The organism is Stenotrophomonas sp. HMSC10F06, from assembly GCF_001807865.1.
GTDB classification, from domain to species: Bacteria; Pseudomonadota; Gammaproteobacteria; order Xanthomonadales; family Xanthomonadaceae; genus Stenotrophomonas; species Stenotrophomonas bentonitica_A.
Genome location: NZ_KV791261.1, coordinates 188029 through 207246, shown reverse-complemented (window position 1 = coordinate 207246; position 19218 = coordinate 188029). Strand labels below are relative to the sequence as shown.

Annotated in this window: 17 protein-coding genes and 1 pseudogene; 8 read left to right on the top strand and 10 right to left on the bottom strand. The window is 65.8% G+C overall.

Annotation, left to right across the window (positions count from 1 at the left end):
• Positions 1 to 271 precede the first annotated feature (271 nt).
• Entirely contained in the window at positions 272 to 3277 is a 3006-nt protein-coding gene (locus tag HMPREF3113_RS05725; protein WP_070471334.1) for a TonB-dependent receptor domain-containing protein, read from the top strand.
• Positions 3278 to 3417: 140 nt separating this feature from the next.
• On the opposite strand, the gene HMPREF3113_RS05720 is transcribed toward HMPREF3113_RS05725, so the two are convergent.
• Positions 3418 to 4020: a TetR/AcrR family transcriptional regulator gene (locus HMPREF3113_RS05720; protein WP_019185113.1), complete on the bottom strand. Its 603-nt coding sequence runs from the start codon at positions 4018 to 4020 to the stop codon at positions 3418 to 3420.
• A gap of 139 nt (positions 4021 to 4159) precedes the next feature.
• Here HMPREF3113_RS05720 and HMPREF3113_RS05715 point away from each other — a divergent pair, with 139 nt between their 5' ends.
• The 3 genes from HMPREF3113_RS05715 (at position 4160) to HMPREF3113_RS05705 (ending at position 8091) form a co-directional block, all read left to right on the top strand.
• Entirely contained in the window at positions 4160 to 5083 is a 924-nt protein-coding gene (locus HMPREF3113_RS05715; RefSeq protein WP_070471333.1) for an alpha/beta fold hydrolase, read from the top strand.
• Complete coding sequence (locus tag HMPREF3113_RS05710; RefSeq protein ID WP_070471332.1) at positions 5080 to 7557, top strand: acyl-CoA dehydrogenase; 2478 nt, start codon at positions 5080 to 5082, stop codon at positions 7555 to 7557. The genes HMPREF3113_RS05715 and HMPREF3113_RS05710 overlap by 4 nt, the downstream gene beginning before the upstream one ends.
• 63 nt (positions 7558 to 7620) lie before the next feature.
• Entirely contained in the window at positions 7621 to 8091 is a 471-nt protein-coding gene (locus tag HMPREF3113_RS05705) for a hotdog fold domain-containing protein (RefSeq protein ID WP_070471330.1), read from the top strand.
• Positions 8092 to 8175: 84 nt separating this feature from the next.
• Here HMPREF3113_RS05705 and HMPREF3113_RS05700 read toward each other — a convergent pair whose 3' ends face one another.
• Both HMPREF3113_RS05700 and HMPREF3113_RS05695 read right to left on the bottom strand, forming a co-directional pair.
• Positions 8176 to 8532: a DUF1304 domain-containing protein gene (locus HMPREF3113_RS05700; protein ID WP_019185117.1), complete on the bottom strand. Its 357-nt coding sequence runs from the start codon at positions 8530 to 8532 to the stop codon at positions 8176 to 8178.
• A 31-nt stretch (positions 8533 to 8563) separates the two neighbouring features.
• A complete protein-coding gene (locus HMPREF3113_RS05695; RefSeq protein ID WP_070471327.1) occupies positions 8564 to 9898 on the bottom strand; it encodes an NTP/NDP exchange transporter in 1335 nt (444 codons plus the stop codon).
• A gap of 200 nt (positions 9899 to 10098) precedes the next feature.
• Between HMPREF3113_RS05695 and HMPREF3113_RS05690 the strand changes: the two genes are divergently transcribed.
• From HMPREF3113_RS05690 to HMPREF3113_RS18310, 4 genes and pseudogenes are all read left to right on the top strand, one after another.
• The gene (locus tag HMPREF3113_RS05690; protein WP_070471325.1) at positions 10099 to 11688 is read left to right on the top strand and encodes a GMC family oxidoreductase; all 1590 of its coding nucleotides are present in this window, start codon (positions 10099 to 10101) and stop codon (positions 11686 to 11688) included.
• Positions 11689 to 11853: 165 nt separating this feature from the next.
• Complete coding sequence (locus tag HMPREF3113_RS05685; RefSeq protein WP_070471323.1) at positions 11854 to 13248, top strand: serine hydrolase domain-containing protein; 1395 nt, start codon at positions 11854 to 11856, stop codon at positions 13246 to 13248.
• A 262-nt stretch (positions 13249 to 13510) separates the two neighbouring features.
• Positions 13511 to 13966 (top strand): annotated as a pseudogene (locus HMPREF3113_RS19125) (hypothetical protein); the annotation flags it as partial.
• 89 nt (positions 13967 to 14055) lie between these two features.
• Entirely contained in the window at positions 14056 to 14247 is a 192-nt protein-coding gene (locus tag HMPREF3113_RS18310; protein ID WP_020424295.1) for a hypothetical protein, read from the top strand.
• 178 nt (positions 14248 to 14425) lie between these two features.
• On the opposite strand, the gene HMPREF3113_RS18560 is transcribed toward HMPREF3113_RS18310, so the two are convergent.
• The 7 genes from HMPREF3113_RS18560 to mazG all read right to left on the bottom strand — a co-directional run bounded on the left by HMPREF3113_RS18560 (position 14426) and on the right by mazG (position 19205).
• On the bottom strand, positions 14426 to 14755 hold the full coding sequence (locus HMPREF3113_RS18560; RefSeq protein WP_139146294.1) for a hypothetical protein: 330 nt from the start codon (positions 14753 to 14755) through the stop codon (positions 14426 to 14428).
• A 136-nt stretch (positions 14756 to 14891) separates the two neighbouring features.
• On the bottom strand, positions 14892 to 15287 hold the full coding sequence (gene gcvH, locus HMPREF3113_RS05675; protein WP_070471319.1) for a glycine cleavage system protein GcvH: 396 nt from the start codon (positions 15285 to 15287) through the stop codon (positions 14892 to 14894).
• A gap of 97 nt (positions 15288 to 15384) precedes the next feature.
• Entirely contained in the window at positions 15385 to 16497 is a 1113-nt protein-coding gene (gene gcvT, locus HMPREF3113_RS05670; protein WP_019185124.1) for a glycine cleavage system aminomethyltransferase GcvT, read from the bottom strand.
• Positions 16498 to 16583: 86 nt separating this feature from the next.
• On the bottom strand, positions 16584 to 17015 hold the full coding sequence (locus HMPREF3113_RS05665) for an NfeD family protein (protein WP_070471316.1): 432 nt from the start codon (positions 17013 to 17015) through the stop codon (positions 16584 to 16586).
• 1 nt (position 17016) lies between these two features.
• Positions 17017 to 17979 (bottom strand): SPFH domain-containing protein, encoded by a 963-nt coding sequence (locus HMPREF3113_RS05660; protein WP_046272684.1) that lies wholly within the window; start codon positions 17977 to 17979, stop codon positions 17017 to 17019.
• 93 nt (positions 17980 to 18072) lie between these two features.
• Complete coding sequence (locus HMPREF3113_RS05655; RefSeq protein WP_070425742.1) at positions 18073 to 18396, bottom strand: YnfA family protein; 324 nt, start codon at positions 18394 to 18396, stop codon at positions 18073 to 18075.
• Positions 18393 to 19205, bottom strand: coding sequence for a nucleoside triphosphate pyrophosphohydrolase (gene mazG, locus HMPREF3113_RS05650; protein ID WP_070471315.1), 813 nt, complete (start codon positions 19203 to 19205; stop codon positions 18393 to 18395). The genes HMPREF3113_RS05655 and mazG overlap by 4 nt, the downstream gene beginning before the upstream one ends.
• Positions 19206 to 19218: the final 13 nt, after the last annotated feature.

The window sequence follows — 19218 nt, the reverse complement described above, 5'->3', positions numbered from 1 at the left end:
TCAAGGGCGCGCACAGCCCATTCAGGGTGAATTTTTTTTAACAAAGATCTTAACAAATGAGACGTTTTAGACTGCAGGTATCGCTTAAAGCCTTGTATCGCAAAGGCTTTGCCGAATTTCACCTAAATCACATGGAACATTAACGGCTCTTTAATTTTTAGTTGCACGTGGTTACTATCGAGTCAGCTTCACGGATTGGGAACGCCTTTCGTCCCCGCGCTGAAGCCCATCCCAACACGTTGCACCCAAGTCAACTTGGAGAGAGAGCCCAATGAACCGCAACAGCAACAAACTGCGCGACGCCGTCGTCCTCGCGCTGATCGCCAGCGCTGCCGGCACCGGCAGCGCCGTCGCTCAGGAAGCCACTGGCACCACCAATCTGGACCGCATCTCGGTCACCGGTTCGCGCATCCGCCAGGTTGACGTGGAAACCGCCCAGCCGGTGCTGACCATCTCGCGTGCGGATATCCAGAACCAGGGCTTCAGCTCGGTCGGCGATATCCTGCAGAACATCTCCGCCGCCGGTAGCCCGAACTTCAGCCGCGCCTCGCCGCTGACCTCCAACCAGGAAGCCGGTGGTCAGTACATCGACCTGCGCAACCTCGGCGCACAGCGCACGCTGGTGCTGGTCAATGGCAAGCGCCTGGGCATCAGCCCGGATGGTTACCAGGACATCTCGATCATCCCGACCTCGATGGTCGAGCGCATCGACGTGCTGAAGGACGGCGCCTCGTCGATCTACGGCTCGGACGCAATGGCCGGCGTGATCAACATCATCACCCGCAAGAACTTCGATGGTCTGGAAGCCAACGTCTACAAGGGCCAGTACAGCCAGGGCGACGGCGAGAAGGAAACCTACGACTTCGTCATGGGCTTCTCTGGTGACCGCGGCTCGCTGACCGTCGGCGCCGAGTACCACAAGGAAGAAGGCGTGTGGGCCAAGGATCGTCCGTTCACGGCCGACACCTACCCGGATTGGGATCCGGCTTCCTCGCTGACCCCGGTCGGCCAGTACGGTAACTACAACCGCTTTGCCAACCAGTTCAACCGCAACGCCGCGGGCGCACTGGTGCTGAACGCCCAGGGCAACCCGGTCCGTCGCAGCGCCGCCTGGTCGGTCGCCAACCAGGGCAGCGATGCCATCGGTGCCAACGACTTCCACCCGCAGACCGCTGCGGACCAGAGCCGTTCGTCCGATCAGATGCACCTGCTGACCCCGCTGGAGCGTCGTTCGCTGTTCGTCAGCGGCAACTACGACATCACCGACAACGTCCGCTTCACCACGGACCTGTCCTACACCAAGCGCCAGTCGCAGCGTCAGATCGCCGGTTATCCGCTGCAGTCGTCCGCCTTCGGCGTGCCGATGGCCGGCGCGGTCTACCAGACCAACCCGGATGGCAGCCGCACCCTGGTCAGCAACGGCAGCTACTTCAACCCGAACGGCAATCGTGACTTCTACCAGGCCGACGTTGCGAGCTACGTCGATGCCAATGGCGACCCGCTGTTCCTGCAGACCAACGACGTCGACTTCCGTCGCCGTGGCTGGGAAGTTCCGCGTACCACCGATTCGACCCTGACCACCTGGCGTTTCGCCGCGGCACTGGAAGGTTCGTTCGAAATCGGTGACCGCTTCTTCAACTGGGATGTCGGCGCGCTGTACAACGAAAACGACAGCCTGCTGATCAACAACGGCAACTTCTACATCCCGGCCGTCGCCGCGGCTGTGGGTCCGTCGTTCCTCAACGCCGCCGGTCAGGTCGTCTGCGGCACCCCGGGCAACGAGATCGCCGGCTGCGTGCCGTGGAACCCGTATGCCGGCTACGGCGCAGGCAGCGACCAGTACTCGCTGGGCGATCCGAACGTGCAGAACTACCTGTTCCGCGAAGAGCACGCCACGGGCAAGACCAGCACCCACAACTACTTCGCCAACCTGTCCGGCACCATCGTGCCGCTGCCGGCCGGCGATCTGGGCTTCGCGATCGGTTACGAATACCGCAAGGAAAGCGGCGCCTTCAACCCGGATGCGATCGCCCAGTCGGGTGACTCGACCAACCTGGCGTCCGGTCCGACCAAGGGTTCCTATGCCCTGGATGAGTTCTACCTGGAATTGAACATCCCGATCCTGGCGGATCTGGCGTTCGCCAAGGAACTGACCCTGGACGTGGCCACCCGTTACTCGGACTTCACCAGCTTCGGTGACACCACCAACAACAAGTTCGGCCTGAAGTGGCGTCCGATCGACGACCTGCTGGTCCGTGCCACCTATGCCGAGGGCTTCCGCGCCCCGACCATCGGTGACCTGTACGGCGGCACCTCGCAGACCTTCCCGACCAACTTCGTCGATCCGTGCGACAGCGTCTACGGCGACGTCCGCGGCAGCGCACGCTGCGTCCAGGATGTCGGCCAGGGCTACCGCCAGCTGTCGCAGGGCTTTGTCCCGACGACCGGCCGTGCCGCACAGAGCCCGGTGCCGTTCAACTCCGGCTCGAACCCGAACCTGACCCCGGAAACCTCCGAGTCCAAGACGGTCGGCTTCGTGTACAGCCCGAGCTACGTCACCGGCCTGAGCGTGGGTGTGGATTGGTGGAGCATCCGCATCGACAACACGATCGTCAGCGACAGCCCGAACCTGATCATGGAAGACTGCTATGTCCGCCTGATCGAATCGCGCTGCTCGATGTTCAGCCGTGACCCGAACAACGGCAACATCGTGGGCACCCTGAACTACGGCAACCGCAACGCCGGTTACACCGAAACCGAAGGCTTCGACTTCGACATCAGCTACAGCCGTGATACCGATTTCGGCCGCTTCTCGGCCAAGTCGTCGACCACGTACGTGGGCAAGTACGAAGAGAAGTCCACGGACGATGCCGACGCCGTGCCGTCGCAGAACAATGGCTTCGGTGCATTCTTCCGCGTGCGCTCGAACCTGGGCCTGGGCTGGAGCATGAACGACCTGTCGGTCAACTGGAACGTGCGTTACTTCTCCGGCACCAAGGAAAGCTGCCGCTTCGCCACGCGTTGCACCCTGCCCACCTACAGCGCACCGGACACTCTGGGCGTGATCTCGCCGCAGACCGAGCTGGGCGCAGTGACCTTCCACGACGTGCAGGTGTCCTATGCCACCCCGTGGAATGCCACCGTCGCCGTGGGCGCCAACAACGTGTTCAACAAGGTCGGCCCGATGATGACCTCGCAGCCGAGCTCGAACTTCTCGTACTACGGCGGCTACGACATCGGTCGCTTCCTGTACATGAAGTACTCGCAGAAGTTCTGATCGATCCACTGATCAACAACGTCTGATCCAACGGCCCCGAAAGGGGCCGTTGTTTTTTGTGGTGGTGCCCGCGTCCGGCAAACGGCGCGCACAGAAAAGGCCGCGTTTCCGCGGCCTTCTGCATGCCTGTCACGGGCCGGTCAACCGAGCGGAATCAACGTCTCGATCACGTGCTCCACATAGGCTTCGAAATCCTCGCGGGCCTGCTTGGGCTGCTGCAGCTGCAGCGACAACTGCAGGAAACCCACATAGGCGGCGTAGGCCAACCGCGCACGGTGCTGCGCATCGGTACGGCTCAGGCCCGCCTGGCGGAACGAGGCGACCAGATACTCCAGGCGCCGGTGCGAAACACGGTCGATGACCGGGCGCACCATCGGGTGATCGAGCGCCTTGAGCAGTTCGCTGTAGATGATGTGCGGCTGCACTTCATGCGCGACCACCTGGAACAGCTGGCGCAGGCGCACGCGCGGATCGGTGACATCGGCCAGGCTGCCGAAGACCTGCTCCTGCTCGAACAGCTCCCAACGCTCCAGCGCCGCCTGCAGCAACGCGTCGCGCGAGGGGAAGTGCCAGTAGAAGCTGCCCTTGGTGACGCCGAGACGCCGCGCCAGCGGCTCCACCGCGACCGCGCCCACGCCTTGTTCGGCAATCAGATCCAGTGCGGCCTGGGCCCAGTCTTCGGCACTGAGGCGGCTGTTGCGGCCGGCACGTGGCTCGCCGGCGGAAGCTTCGGGTTCATTCATAGGTGGATTTAACCATACGCCGGGGTTGGTTGCAGTATGTGAATCGGTGAAACGCCGCTTCACGCCTGCTGGCACAAGGGATACACACACCATACTCCTAAGTATTGACATCGCACAGGGCAGGTCCATACTAGCGAGTATGGTCACTCCTTCTTCCTCTACCCTGCCGCGTTTTGACGATGAGCGACTGACCGGTGCACATGACGCCGTGCTCGCCGCGACCCGCTCACCCCCGGGACGCCGCGGCACCGTGATGTTCGCCCATGGCTTCGGGCAGACCCGGCACGCCTGGAACGCCACCGCGAGCGCTCTGGTCGAGGCCGGTTACCAGACCCTGGCGTACGACGCACGCGGCCACGGCGATTCGGACTGGAACCCGGCCGACCTTGCCTACCACGGCGAACAGTTCGCCGATGATCTGATCGTGCTGGCCGGCGAACAGCCACAGCCGCCGATCCTGATCGCCGCGTCGATGGGCGGCCTGTTCGGCCTGCTCGCCGAGTCGCGCTGGCCCGGCCTGTTCTCGGCGATGGTGCTGGTCGATATCACCCCGCGCTGGGATACCGCCGGGGTCGAAAAGATCCTGATGTTCATGACCGCGCACCCGGACGGCTTCGCCTCGCTGTCGCAGGCGGCCGATGTGATTTCCGCCTACGTGCCGCACCGTCCGCGCAAGTCCGAAGATTCCCTGCGCGCATTGCTGCGCGAGGACGGCCACGGCCGTTGGCGCTGGCATTGGGACCCGCGCCTGGTCGCCGAACTGGCGCGTGACAGCGAACAACACCAGGACGCGCTTGCCGACGCGGCGCGCCAGGTGAAATGCCCATTGCTGCTGGTCAGCGGTGGCCGCAGTACCCTCGTCACCCCGCAGACGGTGGCCGAGTTCCTCGCGTTGGTGCCACACGCACGTCACGTGCAGCTGCCGGAGGCCACGCACATGGTCGCCGGTGATGACAACAACGCCTTTACCGCTACTGTGTTGGACTATCTGGACGTGTTGCCCTCGGCCTCCGCCGTCGCATCGTCCGCCATTACCGAGCACGTCACCGGAGCACGCTCATGAGCATTGTCGTTCCCTTCCTCGCGATCCTCCTGGCAGGTGCGTTCGTCGCCTACCACCGGATGCGCCTGATCACCTGGACGATCATCAGCCTGGTGCTGCTGGCCGCCTGCTGGTTCATCCCGTACGTCAACCAGACCGCCACGATCGTGGCCGCGGCCATCGTCGCCGTGATCGCCGTGCCGCTGCTGCTGCCCTTCATCCGCAAGCCGCTGCTGACCGCACCGATGATGAAGGTGTTCCGCAAGGTGCTGCCGCCGCTGTCGCAGACCGAGCGCATCGCGCTGGAAACCGGCTCGGTCGGTTTCGAAGGCGAGCTGTTCACCGGTGACCCGGACTGGAACATCCTGCTCAACTATCCCAAGCCGCAGCTCACCGCCGAAGAACAGGCCTTCCTGGATGGCCCGGTGGAAGAGCTGTGCAAGATGGTCAACGACTGGGAAATCACCCACGTTTACGCCGACCTGCCGCCGGAGCTGTGGAGCTTCATCAAGAAGAACAAGTTCTTCGGCATGATCATTCCGAAGGAATACGGTGGCCTGGGCTTCAGCGCGCTGGCCCACCACAAGGTGATCCAGAAGCTGGCCTCGGTGTCGAGCGTGGTCAGCTCCACCGTCGGCGTGCCCAACTCGCTGGGCCCGGGTGAACTGCTCAACCATTACGGCACCCAGGAACAGAAGGACCAGTACCTGCCGCGTCTGGCCGATGGCCGTGAAGTGCCCTGCTTCGGCCTGACCGGTCCGTTCGCCGGTTCGGATGCCACCTCGATTCCCGATTACGGCATCGTCTGCAAGGGCGAGTGGAACGGCGAGCAGGTGCTCGGCGTCAAGCTCACCTTCGACAAGCGCTACATCACGCTGGCCCCGGTGGCCACGCTGATCGGCCTGGCGTTCCGCATGTACGATCCGGACGGTTTGATCGGCAGCACCCGCGACATCGGCATCACCCTGGCGCTGCTGCCGCGTGATACCGCCGGTGTGGAAATCGGCCGCCGCCACTTCCCGCTCAACTCGACCTTCCAGAACGGCCCGATCCGCGGCAAAGATGTCTTCATCCCGCTGACCCAGCTGATCGGCGGCGCCGAGAAGGCCGGCAAGGGCTGGAACATGCTCAACGAGTGCCTGGCCGTGGGCCGCTCGATCACCCTGCCCTCCACCGCCAGCGGTGGTGCCAAGGCCGGTGCGGTGGTGACCGGTGCCTATGCGCGCATCCGCAAGCAGTTTGGCCTGTCGGTCGGCCGCTTCGAGGGCGTGGAAGAAGCGCTGGCCCGCATCGGTGGCAAGGCGTACGCGATCAGCGCGCTGTGCCAGGCCACGGCCGCTGCGGTGGACCGCGGCGACGTGCCGTCAGTGCCGTCGGCGATCGCCAAGTACCACTGCACGACCATGAGCCGTGAAGTGATCTCGGACGTGATGGACGTGATCGGCGGCAAGGGCATCATCCTGGGGCCGCGCAACTTCGCCGGCCGCAGCTGGCAGGCCGCGCCGATCGCGATCACGGTCGAAGGCGCCAACATCATGACCCGCAGCCTGCTGATCTTCGGCCAGGGTGCGATCCTGTGCCACCCGTGGGTGCTGAAGGAAATGAAGGCCGCGCAGGATCCGGACACCCGTGCCGGCCTGCAGGAATTCGACCGCAGCCTGTTCGGCCACATCCGCTACGGCATCTCCAACGCCGTGCGTTCGTTCTGGTTCGGCCTCACCGGCGCCCGCTTCGGTGCCGCCCCGGGCGATGCCTACACCCGCCGTTACTTCCGCAAGCTGGACCGCTACTCGGCCAACCTGGCGCTGATGGCCGACATCTCGATGATGACCCTCGGCGGCAAGCTGAAGTTCAAGGAATCGCTGTCCGGCCGCCTGGGCGATGTGCTGAGCCACATCTACATGACCAGCGCCATGCTCAAGCGTTACCACGACGAGGGCGCGCCGGCGGCCGACCAGCCGCTGCTGGCCTGGGCTTTCCATGACAGCGTGCACAAGATCGAAGAATCGCTGTCGGCGGCGCTGCGCAACTTCCCGATCCGTCCGATCGGTTGGCTGATGTGGGCGCTGATCTTCCCGTTCGGCCGCCGTGCCGAGGCGCCGGGCGACCGCCTGGGCCACCGCGTGGCCGCGCTGCTGATGGCGCCCAACGAAGCCCGTGACCGCCTGGCCAGTGGCGTGTTCCTGACGCCGTGCGAGAACAACCCGGGTGGCCGCATCAACAGCTACCTGTCCAAGGCGATCATGGCCGAGCCGGTCGAGCGCAAGTTCATCAAGGCGCTCAAGACCAAGGGCATCGAAGCGCTGGACTTCGCCACCCAGCTGGACGAGGCCGTGGCCGAAGGCGTGATCACCCAGGATGAGCGCACCCTGCTCGAAGAGCTGCGCACGCTCACCCTGGAAACCATCACGGTGGACGACTTCGATCCGGAAGAACTGCGCTCGGCGGGCTACTACAAGCGCCAGCAGACGGACGCACAGTCCCAGGCCGCGTGATCCCGGCCACCAGGTAAACGACAACGGCGGACTTCGGTCCGCCGTTTTTTTAGGAGACTCCCGATGTCCGCTCCCCTGCTCACGCTTTACCGCCGCATGCAGCGCTGGCCCGCCGGCGGCTGGCTGTTCTCGCGCGCGGTGTGCTTCAAGGCGCCCTACTTCGCCAGCATCGCCCCGCGCATCACCGTGCTCGAGCCGGGCCGCTGCGAAGGGCGCATCGCGCACCGGCGCAAGGTCACCAACCACCTCGGCACGGTGCATGCGATCGCGCTGTGCAACCTGGCCGAACTCACTGCGGGGCTGATGGTGGACGCTTCGCTGCCCAAGGGCATGCGCTGGATCCCGAAGAGCATGGAGGTGCAGTACCTGGCCAAGGCGACCGGCACCCAGCACGCCATCGCCACCCCGGAGCAGCCGATCGTGGCGGCCGAGGCAGGTTACGCGCTGCCGGTGAAGGTGCAGGTGCGCGATGACGCCGGCACGGTGGTGTTCCAGGCGCGGATCGCGATGTGGGTGTCGCCGGTCAGGCGATGAGCATTGGGCAGCCACCCATGGGGTGGCTCTACGTTCAATCCGTCTGTCGCAGGGTAGCGCCACGCCGTGCGTGGCTGGCGCCTGTCAGGCCGGCACCATCCACCATGCCGCCACGGCCAGGATCGCCGGCACGGCCTGGATGAAGAAGATCCGCTTGTTGACGCTGTAGGCGCCGTAGCAGCCGGCCACGATCACGCAGCCGAGCATGAAGTTCACCAGCATCGGCAGGTGATCGAACAGCCCCCACAACAGGCCGGCAGCGAGGAAGCCGTTGTACAGGCCCTGGTTGGCCGCCAGCACGCGCGTGGTCTCGGCCTTCTCCGGCGTGTTGCGGAAGGTCTTCAGGCCCAGCGGCCGGGTCCACAGGAACATTTCCAGGACCAGGAAGTACACGTGCAGCAGGGCGACCAGCAAGGTCAATGACAGCGCGATCCAATACATGGGCCAAGGTTCCTGGAAGACTCCGGAGAGCTTACTCCGGTCGCTCGCCGGGCAGCTTCTTTTCTTCGCGCAGCAGGCCCAGCGCGGCAATCGTCATCGCCCCGGCCACCACCAGCCCACCGACGAAGACAATGTGCGAACCGAACAGGGACAGCCCCTTGTGCACCCAGGCGAACGTCAGGTCGCCGCCACGGTAGACCACGGTGTCGATCGCCGCGCCGGCCTTGTAGCGCCACTGGCGGTCCACACGGGTGTAGATGGTCTCGCGCGCGGGCTTGGCCAGCGAGAATTCGCTGGCGCGGGTCATCACCTGCACCATCGCCACCATCAGCGGCAGCGGCGATGCGGCCAGTATCGAAAACCCGATGATGATGGCGACACCCGGGATCAGCAGCGCCGGGGCGATGCCGTACCGCGACAGCAACCAGCGGGTGAAGCCGAGCTGCACGATCAGGGTCAGCGTGTTCACCGCCAGGTCCACCCGCGAGAAGAAGGCCGTGCTGGCCGCGGCGTCGGGATACAGGCGGCGCACGATCGAGGCCTGCTCGTTGTAGAGCATCGTGCCCACGCCCACGCCGAACAGCACCAGCACAGCCAGCCAGCGCAACAGCGGCTCACGCACGATCAGCTTCAGGCCGTCGAGCACGCTGCCGCCCATCGGGGTTTCACCCGACACCAACTTCTGCTCCTGCTCCCGTGCCACCGCCCACAACCGCAGCCGCCAGATGCAGACCAGGCAGGCACTCAGAAAGCCGGCCGAGACCAGCATCAGGTTGGCAATACCCACCCGCTCCACCAGCGCCGCCGTGATGATCGGTCCCAGGAACGCACCGAGCGTGCCTGCCGCGCCGATGTAGCCGTATACCTCGCGTGCCTGGGCGTTGGAGAACACGTCCGCCATGAAGCTCCAGAACACCGCCACCGCAAAGAGGTTGAACACGGCGGCCCAGAAGAAGAACGCCATGCCGCGCCCAGGCACGCCACTGTCGAACAGCAGGTAGAAACCCAGCAGGGAGATGATGAAGAAGACATACACCGCGGGCAGGAATACCCGCCGCGCATAGCGGCTGACCAGCGCGCCGTACAGCGGCTGCAACACCAGCATGATGAAGAACACCCCGGTGAACAGAAACTGCAGCACGAAGTCCTGCACCGCAATGCCATGCGCGCTGAACCAGTCGATCAGCACGGGCGGGAACACCGCCTTGGCGTCGGCCGAGGCAGCCATTGCCTCGCGCACCGGGCGCAGTACGTAGTAGCCGCTCAGCAGGCAGAAGAAGTACAGGCACGCCCAGATCAGGGGCGGCGACTGGCGCAGCGCCCCGCGCAGGCCCGATTGCACCGGTGCTGTTGCGACAGCACTCATCGCACCCACTCCCGGCTTGGGCGGCGTGACAACGGCGGCATCGTGGAAACTCCGGGCAGGGAAGCGCGCAAGGTAAACGATGCACCGCAACATCGCCAGCGTTGGGCGCGGCCACCTGCGCAACGCTGCGTGGCCGATGCTGCAGCCCCTGCGCGGGGCAACCTGCCTTATGCTCGGCGGGCACCCCGTCCAGGAGCGGCATGTACGACTACATCGTCATTGGTGCCGGCTCGGCCGGCTGCGTGCTGGCCAACCGGCTCAGCGTAGACCCTGCCTGCCGGGTGCTGCTGCTGGAAGCCGGCCCGCGCGACACCAACCCGTTCATCCACATGCCGGCCGGGTTGGCGCGGCTGGTCAACAACCGCCGCATCAACTGGAACCTGGACACCGAGGCCGAGCCCGCGCTCGGCGGCCGTCGCCTGTGGTGGCCACGCGGCAAGGTGCTGGGCGGCTCCAGCTCGATCAATGCGATGTGCTACGTGCGTGGCGTACCAGCCGACTACGATGGCTGGGAGGCCGCCGGTGCCACCGGCTGGGGCTGGGAGCAGGTGCTGCCCTGGTTCGTGCAGGGCGAGCGCAACAGCCGCGGTGCCAGCGCGCTGCACGGCGATGCCGGTCCGCTGTCGGTGTCCGACCTGCGCCACCACAACCCTCTCTCGGCTGCCTTCATCGCGGCCGCGCAGCAGGCCGGCCACGCCCATAACCCCGACTTCAATGGCCACCAGCAGCTCGGTGTGGGGCTGTACCAGGTCACCCAGCGCGAAGGCGCGCGCTGCTCGAGCGCGGACGCCTACCTGCGCCCGGCGCGCCACCGGCGCAACCTGACGGTGCTGACCGGCGCCCACGCCGTCGCGCTGAGCTTCGACGGCACCACCGCCACCGGCGTGCACTATCGGCGTGGCGGGCAGCACCTGCATGCACGCGCCGGTACCGAGGTGATCCTCAGCGCCGGCGCCATCCATTCCCCGCACCTGCTGATGCTGTCCGGCATCGGCGAGGCGGACACGTTGCGCTGCCACGGCATCACGCCGCGCGTGGACCTGCCCGGGGTCGGCCGCAACCTGCAGGACCACCTGGACATCTGCACCGTCGTGCACACCGGCCCAGGCGTCAGCTACGACCGCAGCAGCGAACTGCGCATCGCCATCGACTACTTCCTGCGTGGCCATCGCGGCGCCGGCACCAGCAACCTGGCCGAGGCCGGTGGTTTCGTGCGCTCATCGCTGGCCACCGATGCCCGCGCCGACGTGCAGTTCCATTTCGTCCCGGCAATGCTCGACAACCACGGCCGCCACCGCCTTCCCGGCGACGGCTACACCCTGCATGCGTGCCCGCTGCACCCCCGCAGCCGCGGCCGCTTGCGGCTGCGCGACGCCGACGCACGCTCAGCGCCCCGCATCCATGCCAACTACCTGGGCGATACGGGTGGCCATGACCTGAAGATGATGCTCGAATGCGCGCGCCTGGCGCGCACGATCCTGGCCCAGCCCGCCTTCGACCGTTGGCGCGGCACGCCCGTGTTTCCGTCGCACAGCAATCTAGATGACACCGCGCTCGAGGCGTTCATCCGGGCCAAGGCCGAGACCCTCTATCACCCGGTCGGCACCTGCGCGATGGGGCAGCATGCCCAGGCCGTGGTCGACCCGACCCTGCGCGTGCACGGCACCCGGCGGCTGCGGGTAGTGGACGCTTCGGTGATGCCCACCCTGATCAGCGGCAATACCAACGCGCCGACGATGATGATCGCCGAGCGGGCCGCCCACTGGATCCGGACCGCCGCGGCAGGCTGAACAGGGGTGCGCTGGCCGCCCTCCCGTGCCCGCGACCGACCGGGACCGGGATCGGTAAAACCCGCACGTTTTCAATGCGATACGCATTCATCTTCGATTCGTTTGTGCAATCACGAAAAGCGGCGCTAGAATCGGTCACAGCAGTCGCGCACGGGCACCCATACGATGAACCAGAACAACAGGCGCCGACCGATCCGTTCGGCGGCAACCGGGTTGTTGGGCATGTTGATGCCCATCGCCATGTCTTCCACCGCGCAGACCCCTGTCGCCTCGCCCGCCGCGTTGCCGGTCAACATCGAGGAGTCGGCGCCGACCGCGGCACCGCACACCCAGCCTGCAGCGTACCGCACGACCCCGGCCGGCCTGAAGGTGCAGCCGCCCGCGCCGGGCTTCAACGTCGCTTCGATCGAATCGATGGCGCAGCAGCTCACCTACGGCGAGCGCGTGCCCGGGATGGCCGTGGCCATCGTCCAGGGCGGCCGCGTGCTGAGCGCGCGCGGCTACGGCGTCACCGACGTCAACAACCCGCAGCAGGTCGATGCCCACACCGTGTTCCGCCTGGCCTCGCTGTCCAAGGCCTTCGCCGGCACGATGGCCGGACTGCTGGTCAACGACGGCACGCTGCGCTGGGACAGCAAGGTCACCGACTACGTGCCCGGCTTCCAGCTCAGCACGCCCGAGGCGACCGAGCGCCTGACCGTGGCCGATCTGCTCAGCCATCGCGTCGGCCTGCCCTACAACGCCTACGACCGCGACGTTGAAGCCAACGCCGAGTACTACACCCTCACCCACAAGCTGGCCGCCACCTCGCTCAAGTGCCTGCCCGGCGACTGCTATGCGTACCAGAACGTGGCCTTCAGCCTGATCGGCGATGTCGTCTACGCCGCCTCCGGCAGCTTCTACGAACAGTCCGTCGAGCGCCGCCTGTTCAAGCCGCTCGGCATGGACGATGCCAGCCTCGGCCTGGCCGGCATCCAGGCCAGCTCGCGCTGGGCCCGCCCGCACGTGCGCAGCCGCAACGGCTGGGTCGCGCTCACGCCCAAGCCGACGTATTACCGCCTTGCTCCGGCCGCCGGCGTCAACGCCAGTGCCAGCGACATGGCGCAGTGGTTGCTGGCCCACACCGGCCACCGCCCTGACGTGCTGCCGGCCCCCTTGCTGGCCACGCTGCACGCCAGCCTGATCAGCACCCCCGGCGAAATGCGCTCGGGCTGGCGCCGCGAGCGCCTCAACTCGGCCGGCTACGCCCTCGGCTGGCGCACCTTCGATTACGCCGGCCACGAAGTGATCTTCCATGCCGGTGCCGTCCAGGGCTATCGCGGCCTGGTCGCCCTCGTGCCGGAACGTGACCTCGGCATCGCCATCATGTGGAACGGCGAGAGCAGCCTGCCCAGCGGCCTGCTGCCGACCGTGCTCGACCAGGCGATGGGCCTGCCGACCCAGCGCTGGCTGGACGTGGACACCGATTTCGGCAGCGACAACCTCATGGCCGAAGACGCCGCCACGCAGGGCAAGCGCAAGGGCGTCTCGTCAAACCGCGCCGTCGCCTCCCCGCGCTGATCCGCGCGCACAGTGGCATCGAAAAAGGCGGCCGGATGGCCGCCTTTTTCATGGTTTCTGTTTGCCTTGCCCATAAAAAAACTCCTTCCCCGCTGGGCTGCCAGGGAAGGAGTCTCAGGTACGGCTATCGGGAAAAACTCAGATCAGCGGTGCCGGGGTTGCCGGCAGAGCGACCGGTGCGGCCTTCTTCTTGCGAACGGCCGGCTTCCGCTTTGCAACCTTCTTCACCGCCTTCTTCGCCGATGCCTTCTTGGCCGGAGCCTTGCGGGCAGTTGCCTTCTTGGCGGTGGCCTTCTTGGCTACCTTGCGGGTGGCCTTCTTGGCGGTCTTCTTGGCAGCCTTCTTCGGAGCGGCTTTCTTGGCTACCTTGCGGGTCGCCTTCTTGGCCGTCTTCTTTACCGCCTTTTTCGCGGTCTTCTTGGTGGCTGCCTTCTTTGCAGTCTTCTTGGCGGCCTTCTTCGCCGTCTTCTTCACTGCCTTCTTCGCGGTCTTCTTGGTCGCAGCCTTCTTTGCCGTCTTCTTCACGGCCTTCTTCGCCGTCTTCTTCACGGCTGCCTTGCGGGCGGTCGCCTTCTTGGCCGCCTTCTTCACCGTCTTCTTGGCAGCAGCTTTCTTGGCTACCTTCTTGACGGCCTTCTTGGCAGTGGCCTTCTTAGCGACCTTCTTGGCTGCCTTTTTGGCGGCCGGCTTTTTCTTCGCAGCTTTCTTGGTTGCCATGGGATGGCTCCTCGTCAGTGATCTATGGAGTGGAAACGCCCAGGTAAAGCAAACCCGCCGTTGCTGCGTTGCGGGGACCGCCGTCGCGTCATGCGCGTCGTGACGGATACGGTGACACCCGCCGCATGTGGCCAGGCAGGTATCGAAGAGGAAAGGAACTTGCGGTTCGCCGGGGGAAGCGAAGCCATCTCCACCGTCATGGGACGCGAGGTGGATGTCCAGGTTGTGCTTCGCGACTTGATGTCGATTCTGCTCACTCTGTTCGCAGGCAAGGTCTGCTGAGGCGAAACCTAATCACGCTTTTTTTGACTGTCAACAACCCCGGCGAAAAATTTTCACACCGGCGCCTTGCCTCGCCCCCCCTCGCTGCGCCCGCCTGCGACCTGCCGAACGCACGCTGCCGCCGCCGGCGCGAACGCCCTGCGCCCGCACACGCTGACAGCACTGAAAAGAAAAACACTTAAAAGAAGCACTTTCGTGTCGCGACATCGCAACATCGCGGTGCATGCCATTGCGTGCCCGCGCGTGCAGCCTGCTCGACCACGCACCTCGCCAGCCTCCCCGTGCGCCCCTTAAACAGACCGGAAAACTTTTCACATCTGCGCGCACTTTTTTCGACCCGATTCGCGCAACTGCGCAAACTTTTGACCGCCCTGGCACCGGCGCGTCCGTCCGCGATGATCGACTTCGAGCGTCCGTGCGCGTCCATATCGATGCCATATCGGTGCGCGATCGGGTGCGCGGCGCGGACCAGATCACCGACATGCATCGGCACCGAATCGATCGTCATGAGCCCATGGTCGCGATCGCGTGCCGCCGCGCGCGCACTGCAATCCTCACGTACTGCTAACGCCGTTCGCGCGCGCCCGGCGAACGGGCAAAAAAAACGGCCGCACCAGGCGGCCGTTCTTCAGCGGCGGCGACGATCAGTGATCGTCGTTTTCCAGCAGCTCGGCGTAGTCGTCCGGACCCAGCAGGTCGTTGACTTCTTCCAGGCCGGCCACTTCGACGACATAGATCCAGCCCTCGCCGTAGGCGTCTTCGTTGATGGTTTCCGGCTTGTCGCTCAGGGCCGAATTGACCTCGACCACCGTGCCGGTGATCGGGCTGTACACGTCCGAGGCGGCCTTGACCGACTCGACCACGGCAGCCTGCTCGCCGGCCTTGACCTCCTGGCCAACCTCCGGCAGTTCAACGTAGACCAGGTCGCCGAGCAGGCCCTGGGCGTGGTCGGAAATACCGACGGTGACGCGGCCATTGCCTTCAACGCGCGCCCACTCGTGGGACTTGAGGAATTTGAGGTCGCCGGGGATCTCGCTCATGGGACTGCTCCGAGGAATATCAGGGGGGTCAAGAAACGGGGGTAGTGTAACCAACCGGCGCGGATGCGGAGGCATCCGCACCGGGTAAAGCACGGCATCAGCCGTCGATCAGCACACCGGGCTGGGGCTGGCCTTCGCGCACGAACGGGAACTTCACCACGCGCACCGGAACCTGCTTGCCGCGGATATCCACGCGGACCTCGCCCAGTTCGCCGCCCGGCACGCGGGCGAACGCGATGCCCTTGCCCAGGGTCGGCGAGAAGGTGCCGGACAGGATCTCGCCCTCGCCGCCGGCGGTGAGTACCACCTGGCCGTGGCGCAGTACACCCTTCTCGTCCATCACCAGGCCGATCAGCTGGCGGGCGTTGCCGGCCGCCTTCTGCGCTTCGAGCACGTCGCGACCGATGAAGTCGCGACCTTCGTCCAGCGCCACGGTCCAGGCCAGGCCGGCTTCGTACGGGGTGATCTCTTCGTCCATGTCCTGGCCGTAGAGGTTCATGCCGGCTTCCAGGCGCAGCGTGTCGCGCGCACCCAGGCCAGCCGGACGCACGCCGGCGGCGCTCAGGGCATTCCAGAAGGCGACCACGGCGCTCTGCGGCAACAGGATCTCGAAACCATCCTCACCGGTGTACCCGGTGCGGGCCACGAACAGCGCGGTGCCATCGGCGGTGGTGGTTTCCAGCGCGGCGAAACGGCCCAGCTTCTCCAGCGCGGCGCGGTCGCCCTCGCCGAGCAGGCTGATCACGCGCTCGCGCGCGGTCGGCCCCTGCACCGCGATGATGGCCAGGTCTTCGCGCTCGATGACCTCCACGTTGAATGCCGCGGCCTGCTGGCGGATCCAGGCCAGGTCCTTTTCGCGGGTGGAGGCGTTGACCACCATGCGGAAGAAATCGTCGGCCATGTAGTAGACGATCAGGTCGTCGATCACGCCGCCGCGGGCATTGAGCATGCACGAGTACAGTGCCTTGCCGGTGGCCTTGAGCTTGTCCACCGAGTTGGCCAGCAGCGTGCGCAGGAACGGCTTGACCTGGTCACCGCGCAGGTCGACCACGGTCATGTGGCTGACGTCGAACATGCCGGCGTCGCTGCGCACCAGATGGTGCTCGTCCAGCTGCGAACCGTAATGAATGGGCATGTCCCAGCCACCGAAATCGACCATCTTGGCGCCGAGTGCGCGGTGGGTATCGTTGAGAAGCGTCTTCTGGGTCATGACCGGTTCCGGGGGAATGAAGGCAAGACATCCATTATCCCAGAACCGTCTTCACAACGCCTGCGGCGGTGCGGGAAAACCGCGGATCAGGCCTGCTGCACCTTCAGCGTCATCCCTTCCACCGCCACCACCCGTACCGGGCTGCCGGCGGGCAGGTCGGGACCTGCGACAACCCAGAAGGCATCGTCCACCTTGGCCCGGCCCTTGCCGGCGATGATGGCCTGGTCGAGCACGACCACCCGCCCGATCAGCTGTTCGGCGCGGCGGTTCAACAGCGGCTGGTCGCTCCGGCGATCGTGCGACCGGCCCCAGCGGCGGTAGCACTGGATCGAGACCACGCTGAGCACCACGAACGCGACAACCTGCCACAGCAGCGGGATCTCGGCGAACACCGCCACCAGCACGAACACCGCAGCCGCACCGATCCCGATCCACAACATGAAGGCACCGGGCGCGAGCGCCTCGGCGGCGAACAGCACCAGTGCCAGCGCGCCCCAGGCCACCACTTCCCAGCGCATGTCAGCCTCCGATCCGCGGCGGGACGCCGCGCGTGGCTTTCTTCTCTTCCTGCTTGGCGAACGCTTCGCGTGCCAGCTCGGCGACGCCGGCGATCGAGCCGATCACCCCGCTTGCCTCCATCGGCATCAGCACCAGCTTCTGGTTCGGCGAGGTCGCCAGTTCCTTGAAGGCTTCCACGTACTTCTGCGCGATGAAGTAGTTGATCGCCTGCACGTCGCCCTGGGCGATCGCCTCGGACACCATCGTGGTGGCCTTGGCTTCGGCCTCGGCCAGGCGTTCGCGCGCTTCGGCATCGCGGAAGGCGGCCTCCTTGCGTCCCTCGGCCTCGAGCACCGTGGCCTGCTTTTCGCCCTCGGCGCGCAGGATCTCGGACTGGCGCGAACCCTCGGCTTCCAGGATCTGCGCGCGCTTCTCGCGTTCGGCCTTCATCTGCCGCGCCATCGCATCAAGCAGGTCGCGCGGCGGCTGGATGTCGCGGATTTCGATGCGGTTGACCTTCACGCCCCACGGGTTGGTGGCATGGTCGACCACGCTCAGCAGCTGGGCGTTGATCACTTCGCGCTGGCTGAGCGATTCATCCAGGTCCATCGAGCCGATCACGGTACGGATGTTGGTCTGCACCAGGGCGATCATCGCCACCTCCAGGTTGGCGACCTCGTAGGCGGCCTTGGCGGCATCGAGCACCTGGAAAAACACCACGCCATCCACGCGCACGGCAGCGTTGTCCTTGGTGATCACTTCCTGGCTGGGCACATCCAGCACCTGCTCCATCATGTTCACCTTGCGCCCCACGCCGTAGACGATCGGGATCAGGAAATGCAGGCCCGGCGACATGGTGTGGGTGTAGCGGCCGAAGCGCTCCACGGTCCATTCGTAGCCCTGCGGCACCATGCGCACGGCCTTGAACAGGATGACAACGGCCACGAAGGCCAGCACCAGCGAGAACAGCATGGTCGGAAACATCAGGTCACTCCCTTTCCCCGGATTCGTAGCACCGAGTATAGCCACGCTGCCTTCACGCCGGCATCGGGGTGCCTGACGCGCCGCAGGTCAGGATCAGGCGCTGCGCGGGGCGAACATGATCACCATCATCCCGGCCAGGCACAGGCCGACGCCCAGCAGGTCCCAGCGGCTGGGGCGGATGCCGTCCACCAGCCACAACCACATCAGCGCGGTGCCGATGTAGACCCCGCCATAGGCCGCATAGACACGGCCGCTGGCGGCCGGGTGCAGGGTCAGCAGCCAGGCGAACACTGCCAGGCTGGCAGCGGCCGGCAGCAGTAGCCACGCGCTGCCCTCCCTGCGCAGCCACAGCCAGGGCAGGTAGCACCCGACAATCTCGGCCACGGCGGTCAGCACGAACAGCAGCAGCGTTTTCACGGCTTGGGCTCGTCCGCCTTGGCCTGCTGCCAGAGGGCTTCCTGCGCGTCCAGATCGAGCGCGGCCATGGTCTGCCCGGCCGCGTGGGCCTGGGCTTCCATCGCGCGGAAGCGGCGCTCGAACTTCTGGTTGGCCTGGCGCAGTGCGGCGCCGACATCGACCTTGGCGTGGCGGGCCAGATTGGCGCAGACGAACAGCAGGTCGCCGAGTTCTTCCTGCAGGCGCGCGTGGTTTTCCTCGACCGGGCCGCGCGCGAATTCAGCGGCGACCTCGTCCAGTTCCTCGCGTACTTTATCCATCACCGGGGCCGGGCCCGGCCAGTCGAAACCGGCCCGCGCCGCACGCGCCTGCAGCTTCACCGCCCGCTGCCATTCCGGCAGGCCGCGCGAGATCCCGGCCAGCGCCGAGGTATCGGTGTGGCCCTTGGCGGCGCGCTCGGCGCGTTTGATCGCCTCCCAGTTGCTGTTGACGTCCTCCGCACCGTTCACCTGGACCTGGGCGAACACATGCGGATGGCGACGCTCCATCTTGTCGCTGATCGCGCGGGCGACGTCGGCAAACCCGAATGCGCCCTGCTCCTGCGCCATCTGCGCATGGAAGACCACCTGGAGCAGCAGGTCGCCGAGTTCATCCTTCAGGTCATCCAGGTCACCCCGGTCGATCGCATCGGCGACCTCGTAGGCTTCCTCGATGGTGTACGGGGCGATGCTGGCGAAATCCTGCTGCAGGTCCCAGGGGCAGCCCTGCTGCGGGTCGCGCAGGCGCGCCATGATGCCCAGCAGGCGGTCCAGTTCGGGGGTGGCAGGCATCGTTGCTCCAGTC